Source organism: Formivibrio citricus, assembly GCF_900115065.1.
GTDB classification, from domain to species: Bacteria; Pseudomonadota; Gammaproteobacteria; order Burkholderiales; family Chitinibacteraceae; genus Formivibrio; species Formivibrio citricus.
The window spans coordinates 59596-78648 of record NZ_FOVE01000001.1; the positions used below are offsets into that span (position 1 = coordinate 59596).

Sequence of the window (19053 nt, forward strand, 5' to 3'; positions counted from 1 at the left end):
CGGACGGCTTGTTTTGGTTGTCCGGGTTGAATTTGCCGGGCAGGCGCCCATTATTTATTGTCTGAATCCAATTTAAATTCTGCATAGAGCCATCATGTCCGATACCCAAGCATTGCCATTAGAACTCGGCTCTTTCCCCATGTTGCCGTTGCGGGATGTGGTCGTGTTCCCGCACATGGTCATCCCGCTGTTTGTCGGGCGGCCCAAATCCATTCGCGCGCTGGAAGCCGCTGTTGACGATGGCCGCTATATCCTTCTGGCTGCACAGAAAAATGCCGCCAAGGATGAGCCGGAGCTGACCGACATCTATCCGGTAGGCACCATCGCGACCGTATTGCAATTGCTCAAGCTGCCCGACGGTACGGTCAAGGTACTGGTCGAAGGCGTGCAGCGTGCCCATGTCGAATCGCTGACCGATGACGAAGGCTTCTTCCGTGCAGGGGCAACGCCGCTCGCGCAGGACGATGGTCTCAACCACGAAATCGAGGCCATGCGCCGCGCGTTGGTGACGCAGTTCGATCAGTACGTGAAACTGAACAAGAAGATTCCGCCAGAAATCCTCGCCTCGCTGTCCGGCATCGAATCGGCCAGTCGCCTTGCGGATACGATCGCCGCGCACCTGCCGCTCAAGCTGGAACAGAAGCAGTCCATCCTTGAGATGATCGACGTCAAGAAGCGTCTGGAGCATCTCCTCAAGCAACTGGAAACCGAGCTCGACATCCTGCAGGTCGAAAAGCGCATCCGTGGCCGCGTCAAGCGCCAGATGGAAAAGAGCCAGCGCGAGTATTACCTCAATGAGCAGGTGAAGGCGATCCAGAAGGAGCTTGGTGAGATCGACGAAAACGCCGATCTGGACGATCTGGAAAAGCGCATCAAGACCGCCGGCATGAGCAAGGAAGCGCGCGAGAAGGCTGAAGGCGAACTCAAAAAGCTGCGCATGATGTCGCCGATGTCGGCCGAAGCGACCGTGGTGCGCAACTACATCGACACGATCCTTTCCCTGCCTTGGAAGAAGCATTCCAAGATCAGCAAGGATATTGTGGCGGCAGAAGAAACGCTGGATACGGATCACTACGGCCTGGAAAAGGTCAAGGAGCGCATCGTTGAATACCTCGCGGTGCAAAGTCGCGTCGACAAACTCAAGGCGCCGATCCTCTGTCTAGTTGGGCCGCCCGGTGTCGGCAAGACCTCGTTGGGCGAAAGCATCGCCCGCGCGACGGGACGCAAGTTTGTGCGTATGGCATTGGGTGGCATGCGCGACGAGGCTGAAATCCGTGGTCACCGTCGCACCTACATCGGTTCGATGCCGGGCAAGATCCTGCAGTCGATGACCAAGGTCGGCGTGAAGAACCCCCTGTTCCTGCTCGACGAAGTGGACAAGCTTGGTGCGGATTTTCGCGGCGATCCGTCGTCGGCACTGCTTGAAGTGCTCGATCCGGAGCAGAACCACGCCTTCAGCGACCATTACCTCGAAGTCGATTACGACCTCTCCGACGTGATGTTCGTGGCTACGGCCAATACGCTGAACATCCCGCCGGCGTTGCTCGACCGTATGGAAGTGATCCGTCTTTCAGGCTACACGGAAGACGAAAAGGTCAACATCGCGCTCAAATACCTGGTTCCGAAGCAGATCAGGGCCAACGGCGTGAAGGAGGGCGAGCTTGCCATCACCGAAGGTGCGGTGCGCGACATTGTGCGTTACTACACACGTGAAGCCGGGGTGCGTAGCCTGGATCGCGAAATCGCCCGCATCTGCCGCAAGGTGATCAAGGGCTTGCTGACAAAGCCGTCAGGCAAGAAGATTTCGGTGACGCCAAAGAATCTCGACAAGTATCTGGGAGTACGCCGCTTCGAATATGGCAAAGCGGAATCGCAGAACCAGGTCGGCCAGGTGACCGGCCTTGCCTGGACCGAAGTCGGCGGCGAGCTCCTGACCATCGAAGCCGCCAAGCTGCCCGGCAAGGGCAAGATGATCCAGACCGGCAAGCTCGGCGACGTGATGCAGGAATCGATCCAGACCGCGCTTTCGGTGGTTCGCAGCCGCGCCACGCTGCTGGGAATCGACCCCGAGTTTCATCAGAAGAACGATATCCATATCCATATGCCGGAAGGCGCCACTCCCAAGGATGGCCCGTCTGCCGGTATTGCGATTGCAACGGCCATGGTGTCGGTCCTGACCGGCATCCCGGTACGGTGCGATGTGGCCATGACGGGGGAAATCACCCTGCGTGGCGAAGTGCTGCCTATCGGCGGCCTGAAGGAAAAACTGCTGGCAGCACACCGGGGAGGAATCAAGCATGTATTGATTCCCGAAGGCAACGTCAAGGACTTGTCGGAGATTCCTGACAATGTCAAACGCGGCTTGGCCATTCATTCGGTCAAATGGTTTGACCAAGTGCTGGGGTATGCGCTTGAGCATCAGCCTGAGCCGTTGCCGGCAGCGGAAGAAGCGCCAAAAACCGTACTGGGTCAAGGCGAAGTGGATTCAAGCCAGCCTCGGGTGAAACACTAGTTGACACGCGATTTTGTGGCTTGTTATAAAGCTCGGGTATTTCGTTTTACGCATCTACCCAACCAATAAATCTGAAAGGGGACGCAAGTGAATAAAACAGAACTGATCGACGCGATTGCAGAATCTGCCGGCCTGACCAAGGCACAAGCAGGCAAGGCACTGGATGCTACGGTTGAAGCCGTTACCAACGCTCTCAAGGCTGGTGACGAAGTAACACTGGTTGGTTTCGGTTCCTTCTACGTGGCCGATCGCGAAGCTCGCTCTGGCCGCAATCCGCGCACCGGCGAAACCATCGAGATCGCCGCAGCAAAACAGCCCAAATTCCGGGCTGGCAAAACCCTGAAAGATGCAGTACAATAATCGACTTTGCTGCTTTCGATAAAGGCAGCAAGGTTGTGCGATAAGGGTGGTTAGCTCAGTTGGTTAGAGCGCCTGCTTCACACGCAGGAGGTCGGTGGTTCGAATCCACTACTACCCACCAGAAAATACGGTTGTAATAAAAAATTTTTCTGGTAGAATGCGCAGCTCTGATCTGGAGCGGTAGTTCAGTTGGTTAGAATACCGGCCTGTCACGCCGGGGGTCGCGGGTTCGAGTCCCGTCCGCTCCGCCAGATTTCTTGAAAAGGACAAGCGTAAAGCTTGTCCTTTTTTCATTTCAAAATTGCCAGTGATTTTCGCCTTCGCCTTGGCGTGTCATCCGCGCTATCTGTGTGTCTCTGTCTCGCAAGGGTTCTGTTTGGAGCCGAAATAAATGATTGCACGACCGCCGGGCTTTGCTACGCTGAGAGTTGCTTCATTTTGCCGTCAGTAACCATGAAAAAAATCCTGCTTGGCTTGTTGTTTCTTGGTGCGTCTGTTTGTTTGCCAGCAAAAACCATTGCCCGGAACCCGATGCTGGGTGAGCAGGTGACAAAAATTCCTGTTGTCGCGAAAGGCTTGATCGATACGACTGTATTGCTTGAGACGACCCTCTTCATTCCTCCCGGTTCCGGGCCATTTCCGATAGTTGTCATGAATCACGGCAAAGCCAGTGGAAACAATGTCTTCCAGGCCCGTTCGCGCCCTCTCCATATCGTGCTCGAGTTCCTGAGGCGCGGCTATGTCGTTGTGGTTCCCAATCGGCGGGGTTTTTCCGAGTCGGAGGGGAGTCAGCCGACGGGTATGGGGTGCGGTCTCCAGTATGAGAGCGGCCTCGACAATGCCGATGACGTGATCGGTGTGCTTGACTGGGTGGTCAAGCAATCCTGGGCGGACAAGAACAGCATTCTGGTGATGGGGCAATCACATGGCGGTTTGACGACTCTGGCGCTGGGCGCTCGTGGATATCCTGGTGTAAAGGGATTGGTCAATTTTGCTGGCGTGCTTCGCGGGTCGAACTGCAATTGGGAACCGGGCATGATTAGCGCCATGAGTCGCTATGGACGCACAAGCAACCCGCCTTCGCTCTGGTTTTACGGCGCCAATGACAGCTACACAGGCCCGGAGTTGGCCCAAAGATTCATGGATGCCTATACCAAGGCTGGTGGAAGGGCGCGGCTGGTTGCTTTTGGTGTTTTTGGGCAGGATGCACACGGCATGTCCGGGAGTGCCGAAGGCGTCAAAATCTGGCTGCCCGATGTCGAGGCTTTTTTGAGGCAAATCGGCTTGCCGGCGAAAATAGTCAATCCCATCCCGGATAGTGTCATCCGGCATGGCATCAACATTCCGCCCCCCAGTGGTTTTGCAAGGCTGGAAGATTCGGCGGCAGTCCCTTACCTTGAGGAGGTCGGTCGAAAGGGATATGCGGCGTTTCTGAAGAGGGTAAGCCCGCGTGCTTTCTCGATCAGTTCATCCGGCGGGTGGGGGTGGGCCAGTGGCACGAATGCAGCCAGCAGGTCTATCGATTTTTGTCTGAAAAAAAGCAATGGCGCGCCCTGTCAGCTCTATGCCGTAGACGATGAAGTCGTTTGGAGTGCCGGTCGGGATGGTGGCGCAAGTCGATGATGTCTATTGAGCATTGGGATGTTGAGGAAGGGGCAGGAAGAAAAAACCGTGCGAATGCTGACTTGCGTGCAGGCATGTCTAGTAGCCAGTCACACAGATTCTGCTATGTTCGTCACGCCCTGCATCCCCATGCGCTTTGTCGCTCATCCTCGCCATAGCCCTGTTATGGTTGCGGTTCACTTCGTGCGCATGGGGCGCCGATGCGCGCCTCTGCATCCACGCGAACCTGCTTGACTGACTACTAGATGCACAAAAGGCGGCATTGCGCCGCCTTTGTGTATCTCCGTCGGGACGGATCAGTGAATGCCGCCTGCAGCCTTGTAGCGGCTTTCCATGCGGTCTACGATGGCTGCCAGCCCCAGGGTCATGACCAGGTAGATGAGGGAGATGACCAGATAGGGTTCGCCGTAGCGCGAATAGGTGCCTGCAACCGTGCGCGCGGCAAAGGCGAGTTCTGCCAGGCCGATTGCGGAAACCAGCGAGCTGTCCTTGAGCAGCATGATGGCTTCGTTGCCCAAGGGCGGCAGCATGCGGCGGAAAGCCTGGGGTACGATCACGAAGCGCATGGTTTGCCAGTAATCCATGCCCAGCGAGCGTGAAGCTTCGAACTGCCCCTTGTGGATCGACTGAATGCCGGCGCGGAAGATTTCGGTGATGTAGGCGCCGGAATTCAGGGTTAGTGCCACGAGGCCGGATGTGAGGGCGCCGTAATCCTGGCGTAGCGTGGCGGCCAGGTCTCCCGTGATCAGCCAGCCTTCGTCGGGGTGGATGAAGATGGGGATCACGGAGAAGTGGATCAGCAGGATCTGCACGAACAGCGGCGTACCACGGAAGAACGTGACATAGGCGCTCGAAGGCCAGCGCACCAGAAAACGGATGGGGTATTTCCACGGGCCATGCTGGACCTCGGCAAGCCGCGCCATGCCGCAGAACAGGCCAATGAGGGTTCCCAGGATCACGGCTACCACCGTGATTCCAAGCGTCATCTTCAGGCCGTCAATGAAGAGCTCCCGGTATTCCCAGATGTTCTGCAACTGGAAATCTTCCAGGAGGGGAACGGCTTGTTGTGCGTGTTCCCAGAAAGTAATGAAATCCATGGTCTTCTTAAACTTTACAAGTGAAAAAGAAGCGGGCCCCTCGGGGCCGCGCTTCTTTGTATCGGGACGTCGACCGGCTTACTTGCCGAAATATTTCTTGTAGATCTTGTCGTAGGTGCCGTCTTTCTTGATGGCATCGAGGCCCTTGTTGATTTTTGCGAGCAGCTCCTTGTTGCCCTTCTTTACTGCGATGCCGTAGAACTCTTTTTCGAAGCTCGGGTCGTCGATGAGCTTCAGTTTGCTGTTCTTGTTGTTGGCAATGAAATTGACCACTACGCCGTTGTCTGCCACCACGGCGCGTACGCCACCGTTTTGCAGTTCCTTGATGGCCAGCGGAGTGCTTTCAAAGCGCTTGATGTTGGAGCTGGTTTTGCCTTGCAGCTTTTGGACGGCTTCGTCGCCGGTGGTGCCGGTTTGTACGCCGACCTTGACGTTCTTCAGGTCTTCGAATTTGGTGACCTTGCTCTTTTGTGAAACGGCGATCAGTTGCTTGGCTTCAAAATACGGCTTGGAGAAATCCATCGACTGGGTACGTTCCTTGGTGATGGTCACCGCAGAGATCACGATGTCGCGTTCGCCGGTGTTCAGCGTTGCGAAAATGCCTTCCCAGGGGGTGTTGATGAATTTCACTTCGAAACCGGCTTTGGCGGCAACGGCCTTGAGGATTTCTACGTCGAAGCCAACGATTTCTTTTTTCTCGTTCTGCGATTCGAACGGGGCATAGGCAGCATCGGTACCAACCTGGTAAACCTTGGCGGCTTGTGCGGAGGTGGCAAGCAGCAAACCAGCGATCAGGCTGCCGGTGGCGGCGAGGAACTTGCGGCGAATCATTGGGTTCTCCTGAGTAATAGAAATCCGGACGTTTGATTGCGCCACAGCCCGGCGCGCGCTAATGATAACCGATGAGGGCGACGATGTATCCGGATGGCGTGTGAGGGAAAACCCTAGTTTTTGTCGTTGTCGCTGACAAAACTGCGCGTGGTCAACCCAATTTGGGCTGTGTCTTGACACTTGTGTGCAACTGTGTTTTTTAGTTGACCAATTCTTCGATGGTGCGAGTTTCTTCAATGCCATCGGCAAGCCGGGCGGCAAATTCGGCGGGGTCGATGTTTAATGCGGCAAGTATGTCTTGAGGCAGCGCGGCCATGATTTCTTCCGGCGCATGGGCCTGTCTGGTCAGTTTCGACAGGCTGATGGCCAGATTCAAGATCAGCCCCAGCGATCCGCATTCCGGGTGTGTCAGGGGGGCGGCCTGATGCAGGATTGCCAATCGGAACGATTCGGGGAAACTCCAGCGCCTTGCAAGCTCTGCACCTATCTCGATGTAATCAAAACCGATATTGGCATCCTCCAGCGCTTGCCGGTCTCCGCCTTCGGCTGTCCATTTGTCGATCCTGATTGCAATGTCGGGAGCGACGACATGCAGCAGCAGTTCGCCGATGTTGTGGATCAATCCGCAAGTGAAAGCGGCTTCGGTATCTTGCTTGCACAGGCTCGCTAGCCAGCGGCAGTAAGCTGCAACCTCCAGGCTGTTGCGCCAGAACTGCCTGCGGTCGAAATTTTGTGTGGCGACGAATGCGCCCGTGATTCCGGAGGCGACAACAAGCGTGCGCAGGGTGGTGAAACCGAGCACCATGGCTGCCTCGTGGAGTGAGCCGATGCGGTGTGTGGTGGCGAAATGCGCCGAGTTCGCGAGTCGCAGTGTCTTGGCCGCAATGACCTGGTCGAGTGCAATCTTGGATGCGATATCGCCCAAGTCGATGCCCGGTTTTCCAAAACTGTCGATCAGCTCATGGACGACCTTGGGAACGGTGGGCAAACGGTGGGTTTGTTCGAATACGTCTTCCAGTTTCATTTTTCGTCCCTTTGCCCGAGTGCGAATGGCGTAAGCGGTTTTCTTGTGTGCAGTAATGCTAGGTGTCATCGACTCAAGATTCAAGCCGACCAAGGCCGAAAAAAAGCCGCCGGGCAGGCCGGCGGCTTTATCGATTGAACCGGATCAGTTGTTCCGGGTTTCAACCTGTTCCAGTTGCGGCGCTTCGGCGGTGGCTGGGCTGGCAGGTTTGTTGCGTCGGCGTGCGGGAGCATGGGTTTCTGTTTCCTGCGCGGTGACAATGGCTGCAGGGGCCGGTGTATTGCTGGTTTCCACCAGTTGCAGCGGTTCTACCTCGGTTACCGCAGCGCTCTGCTTGCGTGCATCGCTGCGACGACGGCGTTGCGGAACAGCAACGGCAGGAACCTCGGCGGTGACTGTTTCTGCCGCGACTTTGGTGGCAACCATTTCCAAGCCTGCATCTTCTGGTGTGCCGATTTCGATGGCTGGGGCGACAGCGACCGGTGCGGGCGGGACGATTTCGACAGGAGTCGGTTCGATGGCAGCAGGCGCGGGCGCTTCAGCTACGGTTTCCTGCACAACGGCTTCGGCTTGGACAGGAGCCGGTTGTACGGTCTCTTTCACTGCCGGTACGGTTTCGGCGACCGGTGCCGCTGTTTCTGCAACTGCAGGTGCGGTTACGGCTTCTGTTGCGGCAACGACTGTTACGGCGGCAGCTGTGGCAACCAGCGCTTCGACAACCGGTGCGGCTTCGACCGGTGCGGCGACTTCCGTGGTTTCCTGTCCGGACGTTTCTGCACGTGCTTCATTGCGGTCGCGTTTGTCACCGTTGCGGCGGCGGCGGCGGCGGCGCGGTTCGGCGGTTTCTCCGGACTCGGCAGCTACGCTGACCGGGGCGGAGGCAACCGGTTCCAGGGCCTCGACGGGCTTGGTTTCCTCTGCCGGGCGAGCCTGCTTTTCGGCTTCGGCGCGGGCAGCTGCGCGTTCGGCGCGGCTGGGGCGCTCGGCGCGTTCCTGCTGTTGACGTTCGCTGCGTGTCTGCTTGGCCTGGTCTTCCTCAATGCGTGGCTTGGCGCTGCGGCGCGGCTGTTGTTCCTCGGAGCGCTCGTTACGTTCGGAGCGCTCGTTACGGTTGCGTTCCCCGCGTTCCCCGCGTTCGCGGCGCTCGCTGCGTTCCCCGCGTTCGGTGCGTTCGGTGCGTTCGGTGCGTTCGGTGCGGCGACGAGGCGCTTTCTGTTCCGGTTTCTTCTCTTCTACCACCGGTTCGGATTTGAACCAGCTCGTGATGCGTTGCCAGAGCGAGGGTGATTCATCAGCCTTTGCCTCTTTGGTCTCGCGTTTGGAAACCGGTGCGGGTTGTTCCGGCGTGACGCCCTTGACGACGGCTTCCTGGCGCTTGGCTTGGTCTTCCTTGGCCTTGTTGGGTTGGTACCCTTCAGTCTCCGGCTGTTCAACCATGCGGTAGGAAGGGAGGATATCCTCGACCTGGTTGAGTTCGTCGTGGCGCAGGCGCAGCACGCTGTAGTTCGGCGTTTCGAGGTGCATGTTCGGGATCAGCACCACGTTGACCTTGAGACGTGCTTCAACGGCAAACAGTTCGGCACGCTTTTCGTTCAGCAGGAAAGTGGCGACGTCGACCGGAACCTGGGCATGTACGGCACCGGTGTTGTCCTTCATGGCCTCTTCCTGAATGATGCGCAGGATATGCAGGGCCGAGGATTCGATGCCGCGAATGAAGCCGGTGCCATGGCAGCGCGGGCAGGCGATGTGGCTGGTTTCTTCCAGGCTTGGCTGCAGACGCTGACGGGAGAGTTCCATCAGGCCGAAGCGGCTGATCTTGCCGGTCTGCACGCGGGCGCGGTCGTGATGCAGGGCATCGCGCACACGGTTTTCGACATCCCGCTGGTTCTTCGGGTTTTCCATGTCGATGAAGTCGATGACGATCAGGCCGCCCATGTCGCGCAGGCGCATCTGGCGTGCGATTTCGTCGGCAGCTTCGAGGTTGGTGCGCAACGCGGTTTCCTCGATGTCGCCGCCGCGGGTGGCGCGCGCCGAGTTCACGTCGATGGACCAGAGCGCTTCGGTGCGGTCGATCACGATCGCGCCGCCGGAAGGCAGCGAGACTTCACGGGCGTAGGCGGTTTCAATCTGGTGTTCGATCTGGAAACGCGAGAACAGCGGTACGTCATCCTGATAGAGCTTTACGCGGCCGACGTTGCCGGGCATGACGTGACTCATGAACTGCTGGGCTTGTTCGTAGATGCCAGCGCTGTCGATCAGGATCTCGCCGATGTCGGGCTGGAAGTAGTCGCGGATCGCGCGGATGACGAGGCTGGATTCCTGGTAGATCAGAAATGCGCCATGCTGTGCATGCGCAGCGCCGTCGATGGCGGTCCACAGTTGCAGCAGGTAGTTCAGATCCCACTGCAGTTCTTCGGCTGTGCGGCCGATGGCTGCGGTGCGGGCGATGAGGCTCATGCCGGCCGGTGTGGTGAGCTGGTCGAGTGCGGCGCGCAGTTCATTGCGCTCTTCGCCTTCGATGCGACGCGATACGCCACCGCCGCGCGGGTTGTTCGGCATGAGCACCAGGTAACGGCCGGCAAGGCTGATGTAGGTGGTCAGCGCCGCGCCCTTGTTGCCGCGTTCGTCCTTTTCGACCTGAACGATGAGTTCCTGGCCTTCTCGCAGGTTTTCCAGCATGCGGCCGCGACCGCCTTCGCCGTCACCGAGGTAGGCGCGGGCGATTTCCTTGAAGGGAAGAAAGCCGTGCCGATCACAGCCGTAATCGACGAAACAGGCTTCGAGCGAGGGCTCGATGCGGGTGATGATACCCTTGTAGATGTTGGACTTGCGTTGTTCCTTGCCGACCGATTCGATGTCGAGGTCGATCAGCTTTTGCCCGTCCACTATGGCAACGCGCAGCTCTTCGGCTTGCGTTGCATTGAATAGCATGCGTTTCATAAGGTCTCCTGCGCGCACTGATACGGCAGGAAAGCGGCACAAGCCGCCAGGCCGGAGGGCCGGAACCGAGGCAGGACTCAGCCGGGTCGACGAAGTCGAAGCGGATAGGTCATGGGTCGGGCGGAGTCAAAGGGGCCGGGCGGTTTTCTCCTTGGCAATTCTCGGGGTGTGCTTGCTTTAACGGGTTCCGTACCGGGTACGTTGCCCAAGAACCTGTTCGTGATCTTGCTGCGAGACTGTGATCGGGGCTCATGCGCCGTTCAAAATCCTCATGTACTCCCCGTACATTCCGGTTTTGTGCTGCGCTTCACGCCGCTGACTGTCTTTTGCGACAGACCGTGAACAAGTTCCAAAAATTTTGTTCAGTGCGCGATTCTGGTGAATCAATTCAAATATCACTGCTCTGGTTGCGGTGAGCGAAATTAACCGCTACCCGGATCGGGTCGGCTCTGCCGGAGGCCATGGCGAGTCCCGCGCAAATTCTTCCAGCGGGTTGGCCGTGGAACGGTGCAGGTCAGGACCTGCGGCGGGATGGAAATCGCCTGCCAAATGGGCAGAGGGATGACAAAGATCGGGATAAAATTGGGAGGGCGCATTGCGCCTACCGACCTCGCGGACTCAAAAAACCGTTCGCCGCGGGCATCCGCTGCGGTTTAACATATGCGCAGCGAATTGAGAGTATATGTCAACATGACTGGCACAGGCAAAGTATCCGTAACATTTCATTCGATCGGCCCGGACGAGGCCGGGCAGCGGTTGGACAATTTTCTGCTGCGTCTCTTGAAGGGGGTGCCGAAAAGCCATGTCTACCGCATTGTTCGTGCCGGCGAAGTGCGCGTAAACAAAGGGCGGGCGGATGTGACTTACCGGTTGGCTGATGGCGATGTGGTGCGCGTCCCTCCAGTGCGCGTTGCGGAAAAACCGGACGTTTCGACGGTGACCGCAGCCGCGCCGCATATCGAAGTTCCCGTGATTTATGAAGACGAGGCGCTGATCGCGCTCAACAAGCCGGCTGGCTTGGCCGTGCATGGCGGTTCGGGTTTGAGCTATGGTGTGATCGAGTTGTTGCGCGCCCAGCGCCCGCAAGCCAAATTCCTGGAGCTGGTACACCGGCTGGACCGCGAAACATCCGGTATCCTGCTGGTGGCCAAGAAGCGCTCCGCGCTGACGAAACTGCACGAAATGCTGCGCGACAACCACCAGATCGACAAGCGCTACCTGGCGCTTACTGCGGGAGTGTGGCCCAATCCGCGCAGCCATGTGCGCTTCAAGTTGTTCAAATACCTGACGGACGAGGGGGAGCGCCGGGTGCGGGTATCCGACGAGGGCCTGACTTCGCATACCGTCATCAATCGGCGTGAAGTATGGGCCGACTGCTCGCTGGTGGAATGCGAACTCAAAACCGGACGTACTCACCAGATCCGTGTGCATCTGGCACACTCCGGTTTTCCGATCGCGGGCGACGACAAGTACGGCGATCCCTCGGCCAACAAGGTGTTTGCCAGGCGCGGCCTGCGCCGGATGTTCCTGCATGCGTGGCGTCTGGTGCTGGTTCATCCGCTGACCGGTGAGCGGCTGGAACTTGAGGCGCCGCTGCCCGTCGAATTGCAATCCTTTGTGAATACTCTTTGAAAGAAACAGCCTGAATGAATCCGCAAGCCCAATGTCCGACCGGTCGCCACTACGATCTCCTTGTTTTCGATTGGGATGGAACGTTGATGGACTCGACCTCGACGATCGTCCATGCCATCCAGGCCGCATTCCGCGATCTGGGCAAGCCCGTTCCGCCCGCGCGCGATTGCCGTTTCGTGATCGGCTATGCGTTGAAAGAGGCGATCCATTACCTGGCGCCACATTCAGATGACGCCGAGCTGGTCCGGCTGGTCGAAGCCTACAGGCACCATTTCGTGACGGGGGAACGGAAGCTGGAGCTGTTCGACGGCGTGCTGGAATATCTGCCGCGTCTGCGCGATGCCGGTTACATGATGGCGGTAGCAACCGGCAAGGCGCGCGGGGGGCTGAACCGCATGCTGGATCTGACCGGAATCGGTCCCTTGTTTGACGTGACGCGCTGCGCCGACGAGGCGTTCTCCAAGCCGCATCCGGCCATGCTGGAATACATCATCGACTTTACCGGTGCCGAGCCTTCGAGGACGCTGATGATCGGCGATACCACCCACGATCTGCAACTGGCGATCAATGCCGGGACTTGGGGCGCAGCGCTTTCCTACGGTGCGCACCCGCTTGAGGACATGCTGCACCTGAAACCAGTTGCGCATTTCGACGATTTCCCGTCGCTGGCCCGTTGGCTGCTGGAAGGAGAAAAATAATGAACGACGAAGCGCAACGCCAGGTGCTGGCGGAAGTCCTGACCGCCAACCTCAAGGAGCAGCGCAGCGCGCGCCGCTGGGGGATTTTCTTCAAATCGCTGACCTTTCTTTGGCTGTTTTCCTTGCTGGTCATGCTGGGGTTGAGCGACAAAGGCACGGACGCCAAGGGTGGGCCGCATACCGCACTGGTAAACCTGGAAGGCACGATTGCTGCGGGCGGGGATGTCGATGGCGGGCGGATTCTTGAAAGCCTGCGCGCGGCATTCGAGGACAAGAACACGAAAGCGGTGATCCTGCGCGCCAACAGCCCCGGCGGCAGTCCGGTTCAGGCCGGCATCATCAACGACGAGATTCGCCGGCTGCGTCACAAGTATCCCGATGTGCCGCTGTACGCCGTGATCGGCGACATCTGCGCATCCGGATGCTATTACGTGGCCGCCGCTGCGGACCGCATCTATGCCGACAAAGCGAGCATCGTCGGATCGATCGGCGTTCTGATGGACGGTTTCGGCTTTACCGGCACCATGGAGAAATTCGGCATCGAGCGTCGTCTGGTGACTGCTGGTTCCAACAAGGGTTTTCTTGATCCGTTCTCGCCTCTGAAGCCGGAACAGCGTCAGAAGGCGCAAGTCATGCTCAATGAGGTTCATCAGCAGTTTATCGACGTGGTCAAGGCCGGGCGCGGCGATCGGCTGGTCAACAGCCCGGAATTATTCTCAGGCTTGGTGTGGAGCGGCGCAACCGCCAAAAAAATGGGGCTGGTTGATGATCTGGGTTCGGTGGATGGCGTCGCGCGCGAAGTGGTCAAGGTCGAGGAAATCGTCGATTTCACGAGCAAACCGTCCTGGACAGACCGCGTGGCACGCCAGATCGGCGCTGCGGCAGCCGACAGGATTTCTGCCAAACTGGATATACAGCTCAGATAGGGAGAGCGCCCATGGCACGCAAGCCCAGGCATGTCGAGCATGAAAACCACGAACGCTGGCTGGTGTCCTATGCCGATTTCATCACGCTGCTGTTTGCCTTTTTCGTGGTGATGTATGCGATATCCTCGGTTAACGAGGGTAAATACAAGGTGTTGTCCGATTCGCTGGTCAATGCTTTCCAGAACGTGCCGCCCACGTCCCCGAACCAGCAGCAGAGCAGGCAGCTTCTGATGGGGGCTGCGCCGAAAGAGATCAAATTGCCGACACCTTCCGCCGATCCGCAGAAACGCGATCCGAAAGCCGATGAACAGGCGCGCAAGATGCAGGGCATGGCAGGCAACATCAAGCAATCTCTCGGGCCGTTCATCGATCAGGGCAAGGTGCGGGTGACGCAATCGCGGCGCGGAATCGCCATCGAGATCAACGATTCCGTGTTGTTCAATCCGGCCAAGGCGGATCTGCAGGGCGATTCAATCGCGATGCTGCGTGCGGTGGCCGACATGGTGACGAAAACCGATAACCTGATCCAGATCGAAGGGCATACCGACAACGTGCCCATCAACACCGCACAGTTTCCGTCGAATTGGGAGCTTTCCAGTGCCCGCGCTGCAAGCGTGGTGCGCGTATTTGCCGAAACCGGCATTGCGCCGCAGCGTCTGGTGGTGATCGGCTATGCCGACCAGCGCCCGGTGGAAAGCAACGACAAGGTCGAGGGCAGGGCGCGCAACCGGCGCGTGACGCTCAACATCCTGGCGGACAACCGGGACGAAGTGGCCGTTCTGGCACCTTGATCCGTTTGCGGGAGCGAGTTTTATGGTCTGGATCGTAACGAAGTATTTGATGACTGCTGCGGTCGTGGTGCTGGTGTCCGAGGTGGCCAAGCGTAGTGACAAGCTTGGCGGCCTCGTTGCTGCGCTTCCTTTGGTGACGATCCTGGCGTTGGTCTGGCTGCATGTCGAGCAGCAACCGCAGGAAAAAATTGCCAGCCATGCGTGGTACACGTTCTGGTACGTTGTGCCGACACTGCCGATGTTCCTCGCGTTTCCTTTCTTGTTGCCGCGCCTTGGGTTCTGGCCGACGTTGCTTGCCTGTGTCCTGATTACGCTGGTGTGTTTCGGAGTTTTTGCCTTGGCGGTTCGCGGCTTGGGCGTGGAATTGCTGTAACCGGCGGGTCGTGGAAATGAACAAAGCCGCCCGAGGGCGGCTTTGTTTCGATCGGCAGGTGAGCGAGCGGGCGTAGGGTGCGCCGTGCGCACCTTGCGCAGCCGCCTGCGGTCAGTTGTCGACCTGGTAGTTCGGCGCTTCCTTGGTAATCTGCACGTCGTGAACGTGCGATTCGCGGATGCCTGCAGCGGTGATCTGCACGAACTCGGCCTTCTCGTGCATTTCGGCAATGCTCTTGCAGCCGAGGTAGCCCATCGAGGAGCGCAGGCCGCCCATGAGCTGGTGCACGATGGCGGTCAGCGGGCCCTTGTAGGCGACGCGGCCTTCAATGCCTTCCGGAACCAGCTTGTCGGCGTTGTTGACGTTGTCCTGGAAATAGCGGTCAGACGAACCCTGCTGCATCGCGCCCAGCGAGCCCATGCCGCGGTAGCTCTTGTAGCTGCGGCCCTGGAACAGCTCGACTTCGCCCGGTGCTTCTTCGGTGCCGGCGAACAGGCCGCCGAGCATCACGCAGTTCGCGCCAGCAGCCAGCGCTTTGGCGATGTCGCCGGAGAAGCGGATGCCGCCGTCGGCGATCAGCGGAACGCCGGTGTCCTTGAGCGCTTCGGCAACGTTGGCAACCGCGGTAATCTGCGGAACGCCGACGCCGGCCACGATACGGGTGGTACAGATCGAGCCGGGGCCGATACCGACCTTGACGGCGTCGGCGCCTGCTTCGGCGAGTGCGAGTGCAGCGGCTGCGGTGGCGATGTTGCCGCCGATGACCTGGATTTGCGGGAAATTCTGCTTGACCCACTTCACGCGGTCGAGCACGCCCTGGCTGTGGCCGTGCGCGGTATCGACCACGATCACGTCGACACCGGCTTCGGCGAGCAGCGCGACGCGCTCTTCAGTGCCCGCGCCCACGCCAACGGCCGCGCCGACGCGCAGGCGGCCCTGCTCATCCTTGGCGGCGTTCGGGTGCTCGGAGGTCTTGATGATGTCTTTGACGGTGATCAGACCCTTGAGATGGAACGCATCGTCGACCACCAGCACGCGCTCCAGGCGGTGTTCGTGCATCAGACGGCGGGCTTCTTCGATGGATTCGCCTTCCTTGACGGTGATGAGGCGATCCTTGGGTGTCATGATCTCGGCGACCTTGGCATCCAGGCGCGATTCAAAGCGCAGGTCGCGGTTGGTGACGATGCCGACGAGCTCGCCGTTGTCCACCACCGGCAGGCCGGAAATGTTGTATTGGCGGGTCAGCGCCAGCACGTCGCGCACGGAAAGGTGCGGGGCGATGATGACCGGATCCTTGACGATGCCGGATTCATAGCGCTTGACCTTGGAGATCTCAAGCGCCTGGGCCTTGGCCGACATGTTCTTGTGCACGATACCGATGCCGCCTTCCTGGGCAATGGCAATTGCCAGGCGCGCTTCGGTCACTGTGTCCATGGCCGATGAAAGCACCGGCAGGTTCAGACGGATGTTGCGGGTAAGCTGGGTGGAGAGATCAACGTCGCGCGGCAGGATGTTGGAGTGTGCGGGAAGCAGCAGCACGTCGTCGAAGGTTAGGGCTTTCTGGATGACTCGCATGGGTCGTTTCCTAAGACGGCAAAGCGGCATTATACCGAAAGAAAATGAGTAAGCCTATCGTGCGTGTGCATGTGAAGATGCACGGGCAGCGGGCTTCACCCAGGCATGCAGCAGTACCATCGCCAGCCCGGCGCAGCTGGCGGAAAACACGAATGCCGCCTGCGGGGAGAAAGCATCCCACAAGACGCCAAATACGAGAGAAGCCGGTAAAAGCAGAACGCCGGAAATCAGGTTGAACCAGCCGTAGGCCGTGCCCAGTTGCTCCCTGGGCGCGAGATCGGCGACGAAAGCTTTTTCCGCACCCTCGGTCGAGGCCATGAACAACCCGTAAGTGGCGAACAGCGGCCAGATCCAGAAGCCGTCGATGCCGTTGAATCCCAGCAGGAAATAGAACAGCGCGTAGATCAACCATCCGTCCGTGATCAGACGGATGCGGCCAAGCTTGTCCGACAGCGCTGAAAGCGGGGTGGCAAACAGCATGGCGACCAGCGAAACCAGCCCCCATAGCAGCGGAATCTGGTATTCCGCCACGCCCAGCGAGCGGGCGCGCAACAGCAGGAACATGTTGGACGAATTGCCCAGCGTGAACAGCGCCAGCACGATCAGGTAGCGCTTGAAAACCGGTGGCAGGCCGGAAAAGGTCCACGAAGGCTTGGGTTTGTCGGCCGGAGGAGGGGGCGTTTCCGGTTCGTGGATGCGCAGGGTTAGCAAGACAACCAGAATGCCGGGAATCAGCGTCCAGAGAAAGACGTTCTTCAGCGGCACGCCCAGCCATAACAGGAGCGCAGCGGCCAGCGGGCCGATGACCGCGCCCGCGTTGTCCAGGCTGCGGTGTAGGCCGAAAGCCAGCCCGCGCTGGTCGGCGGAGATTGAGCGCGCGAGCAGCGCATCGCGTGGCGAACTTCGCAGGCCTTTGCCCACGCGGTCGGCAAAACGCAGGAAGCCTATCCAGTACCAGCTTGCGGCGAATGCGATCAGCGGTCGCCCGAGCGCGGCCAGGCTGTAGCCTGCCACCACCCACGGCTTGGCGCTGCGCATGCGGTCGGCAATGACGCCGGCGAAGAGCTTCAGCAGACTGCCGAGTGCTTCGGCGACGCCCTCGATCAGCCCCAGTGTGCGTGGTCCCGCCATCAGTACGGAAGCGAGATACAGCGGAACCAGGGGATAGATCAGCTCGCTGGCGCTGTCGTTGGCCAGACTGACGAACCCGAGCAACCAGACGGTGGAAGGCAGGGAGCGCAGCTTGGCGAGCATGAGCGTTTACTCGCCGCCCAGCCGGTCAAACTCCGCCGGGATGGAAACATAGAAGAGTTGGAGCTTCGTATGCCGCAGGTAATCCAGCAGCCGTGTCTTGTCGGCATCCGACAGGGCAAACACCACCTCGACCGGTTCCTCTCCCGCGAGTTCGATGAACGCGGCATCGTGCAGCACGCCGGAATGGCCGAAGCCGGCGATGGCGCGAAAGGCCGACCCGCCTGGCAATCCCAGTTTTCGGGCTTCCCTGAGCAGCCATTCATACAGCGGCAGACCCTGATGGTGTTCCTTTTCCTGCATGATGAACTTGAGGTAGTGGCCTTGCATGGTGAGTTCCTTTGTCAAAGCATTTGAACCACAGAGACACGGAGAATGGGTGCGTGCTGGTTGGTGTGCGATGCCCCTCTTTAAAAGATAGCCTAGGCGCGGATGAACAGGCGCAGCGACTGCAGCCCCAACCACGTCATCGTCAACGAGCCGGCCAGATGCACGCCTGCGGTCGTGATGGCCCAGCCCAACTGGCCGCGCAGCAGCAATGTGACTACTTCATTGGAAAAGGTGGAAAACGTGGTCAGCGCCCCGAGAAAGCCGGTGATCATGAAGAGCCGCGCTTCGGCCGGCAGCGAGCCGAAATGGGTAAAGACTGCCACGGACACCCCGATCAGATACCCGCCAGCCAGGTTGGCCACCAGCGTACCGATTGGTATGGTCGGAAAAACCGGGTTGAGCCACAGTCCGAGCCCCCAGCGCAGCAGCGCGCCGAGGGTGGCGCCTAACGAGATGGCGATGATTTGCGTGAGCATGAGTGACCTTATGCGTACAGCATGCCGCGGGCCAGTTCATGCGCCTTGGCTTCGCCGGCCAGCAAACGCACCAGTTCCAGCGCGAACATGCCGGCGGTTGCCGGGCCGCGCGACGTGGTCACGGGGCCGTCGGTGACGACGTTGTAGCTGCTGACGGTCGCGCCGTTCTCCACGAGCGGGCCTTCGCAGCCGGGGTAGCAACAGGCTTGGCGCCCCTTGAGGATGCCGGCCTTGGCCAGCGCCATCGGCGCAGCGCAAATCGCGGCGACCCGCTTGCCGCCGGCAAGATGGGCTTGCAGTCGTTGTGCCAGTGCCGGGCTGGCGATCATGTTCTGCGTGCCTTGCCCGCCGCCGGGCAGGATGATTGCATCGGCCAATGCGGTTGCGGCAGAGAAGGGCAGATCGGCCTGCATGGCGATGGCGTGCGCGCCATGGACGGTCAGGTTTTCCGTCAGCGAAACCAGCTTCACCTCCACGCCGGCGCGGCGCAGGATGTCGGCAATGCTGACCATTTCGATTTCTTCAAAGCCTTCGGCGAGGTAGACGTGTGCGAGTGCCATAGCGCTCTCCTGTAATGAATTCTTCTGGATTTTACGCCGCCATTACTGAAAAAT

At 59.3% G+C, this 19053-nt stretch carries 17 protein-coding genes and 2 tRNA genes; 10 read left to right on the forward strand and 9 right to left on the reverse strand.

What is annotated here, in order from left to right; all coding sequences use genetic code 11:
- Window positions 1-94 precede the first annotated feature (94 nt).
- From lon to BMZ36_RS00275, 5 genes are all read left to right on the forward strand, one after another.
- Window positions 95-2512: an endopeptidase La gene (gene lon, locus BMZ36_RS00255; RefSeq protein WP_091189477.1), complete on the forward strand. Its 2418-nt coding sequence runs from the start codon at window positions 95-97 to the stop codon at window positions 2510-2512.
- Between the two features lie 87 nt (window positions 2513-2599).
- Entirely contained in the window at window positions 2600-2872 is a 273-nt protein-coding gene (gene hbs, locus BMZ36_RS00260) for a non-specific DNA-binding protein Hbs (protein ID WP_091189479.1), read from the forward strand.
- 44 nt (window positions 2873-2916) lie between these two features.
- A tRNA-Val gene (locus BMZ36_RS00265) sits at window positions 2917-2993 on the forward strand.
- Window positions 2994-3046: 53 nt separating this feature from the next.
- Window positions 3047-3123 (forward strand) — tRNA-Asp (locus tag BMZ36_RS00270).
- A 202-nt stretch (window positions 3124-3325) separates the two neighbouring features.
- The gene (locus tag BMZ36_RS00275; RefSeq protein WP_091189482.1) at window positions 3326-4495 is read left to right on the forward strand and encodes a dienelactone hydrolase family protein; all 1170 of its coding nucleotides are present in this window, start codon (window positions 3326-3328) and stop codon (window positions 4493-4495) included.
- Between the two features lie 296 nt (window positions 4496-4791).
- Here BMZ36_RS00275 and BMZ36_RS00280 read toward each other — a convergent pair whose 3' ends face one another.
- The 4 genes from BMZ36_RS00280 to BMZ36_RS00295 form a co-directional block, all read right to left on the reverse strand.
- Window positions 4792-5592: an amino acid ABC transporter permease gene (locus tag BMZ36_RS00280; protein ID WP_091189484.1), complete on the reverse strand. Its 801-nt coding sequence runs from the start codon at window positions 5590-5592 to the stop codon at window positions 4792-4794.
- A gap of 78 nt (window positions 5593-5670) precedes the next feature.
- Window positions 5671-6423: a basic amino acid ABC transporter substrate-binding protein gene (locus BMZ36_RS00285; protein ID WP_091189486.1), complete on the reverse strand. Its 753-nt coding sequence runs from the start codon at window positions 6421-6423 to the stop codon at window positions 5671-5673.
- 199 nt (window positions 6424-6622) lie between these two features.
- Complete coding sequence (locus tag BMZ36_RS00290; RefSeq protein WP_177187708.1) at window positions 6623-7447, reverse strand: HDOD domain-containing protein; 825 nt, start codon at window positions 7445-7447, stop codon at window positions 6623-6625.
- Between the two features lie 144 nt (window positions 7448-7591).
- Window positions 7592-10387 (reverse strand): Rne/Rng family ribonuclease, encoded by a 2796-nt coding sequence (locus tag BMZ36_RS00295; protein ID WP_091189491.1) that lies wholly within the window; start codon window positions 10385-10387, stop codon window positions 7592-7594.
- Between the two features lie 690 nt (window positions 10388-11077).
- Between BMZ36_RS00295 and BMZ36_RS00300 the strand changes: the two genes are divergently transcribed.
- The 5 genes from BMZ36_RS00300 to BMZ36_RS00320 are packed head-to-tail and all read left to right on the forward strand — an operon-like array spanning window position 11078 to window position 14807.
- Window positions 11078-12019 (forward strand): RluA family pseudouridine synthase, encoded by a 942-nt coding sequence (locus BMZ36_RS00300; RefSeq protein WP_091189961.1) that lies wholly within the window; start codon window positions 11078-11080, stop codon window positions 12017-12019.
- Window positions 12020-12033: 14 nt separating this feature from the next.
- Entirely contained in the window at window positions 12034-12717 is a 684-nt protein-coding gene (locus BMZ36_RS00305) for an HAD-IA family hydrolase (RefSeq protein WP_091189493.1), read from the forward strand.
- On the forward strand, window positions 12717-13643 hold the full coding sequence (locus tag BMZ36_RS00310) for a S49 family peptidase (RefSeq protein ID WP_091189496.1): 927 nt from the start codon (window positions 12717-12719) through the stop codon (window positions 13641-13643). Before BMZ36_RS00305 ends, BMZ36_RS00310 begins: the two co-directional genes overlap by 1 nt.
- Window positions 13644-13654: 11 nt before the next feature.
- Window positions 13655-14434 (forward strand): flagellar motor protein MotD, encoded by a 780-nt coding sequence (motD, locus tag BMZ36_RS00315; RefSeq protein WP_091189498.1) that lies wholly within the window; start codon window positions 13655-13657, stop codon window positions 14432-14434.
- 22 nt (window positions 14435-14456) lie between these two features.
- The gene (locus tag BMZ36_RS00320; protein ID WP_091189501.1) at window positions 14457-14807 is read left to right on the forward strand and encodes a DUF3147 family protein; all 351 of its coding nucleotides are present in this window, start codon (window positions 14457-14459) and stop codon (window positions 14805-14807) included.
- 111 nt (window positions 14808-14918) lie between these two features.
- Here the strand turns inward: BMZ36_RS00320 and guaB are convergent, their stop codons facing one another.
- The 5 genes from guaB to BMZ36_RS00345 all read right to left on the reverse strand — a co-directional run bounded on the left by guaB (window position 14919) and on the right by BMZ36_RS00345 (window position 18999).
- Window positions 14919-16382 carry an IMP dehydrogenase gene (gene guaB, locus BMZ36_RS00325; RefSeq protein ID WP_091189503.1) on the reverse strand — a complete coding sequence of 488 codons (1464 nt, stop codon included), beginning with the start codon at window positions 16380-16382 and terminating at the stop codon, window positions 14919-14921.
- Between the two features lie 54 nt (window positions 16383-16436).
- Window positions 16437-17636: an MFS transporter gene (locus tag BMZ36_RS00330; protein ID WP_091189506.1), complete on the reverse strand. Its 1200-nt coding sequence runs from the start codon at window positions 17634-17636 to the stop codon at window positions 16437-16439.
- Window positions 17637-17642: 6 nt separating this feature from the next.
- Entirely contained in the window at window positions 17643-17963 is a 321-nt protein-coding gene (locus BMZ36_RS00335; protein ID WP_091189509.1) for a DUF190 domain-containing protein, read from the reverse strand.
- Between the two features lie 92 nt (window positions 17964-18055).
- Window positions 18056-18439, reverse strand: a complete 384-nt coding sequence (crcB, locus tag BMZ36_RS00340) for a fluoride efflux transporter CrcB (RefSeq protein WP_091189512.1) — start codon at window positions 18437-18439, stop codon at window positions 18056-18058.
- 8 nt (window positions 18440-18447) lie between these two features.
- Window positions 18448-18999, reverse strand: a complete 552-nt coding sequence (locus BMZ36_RS00345; RefSeq protein ID WP_091189515.1) for a DJ-1 family glyoxalase III — start codon at window positions 18997-18999, stop codon at window positions 18448-18450.
- Window positions 19000-19053: the final 54 nt, after the last annotated feature.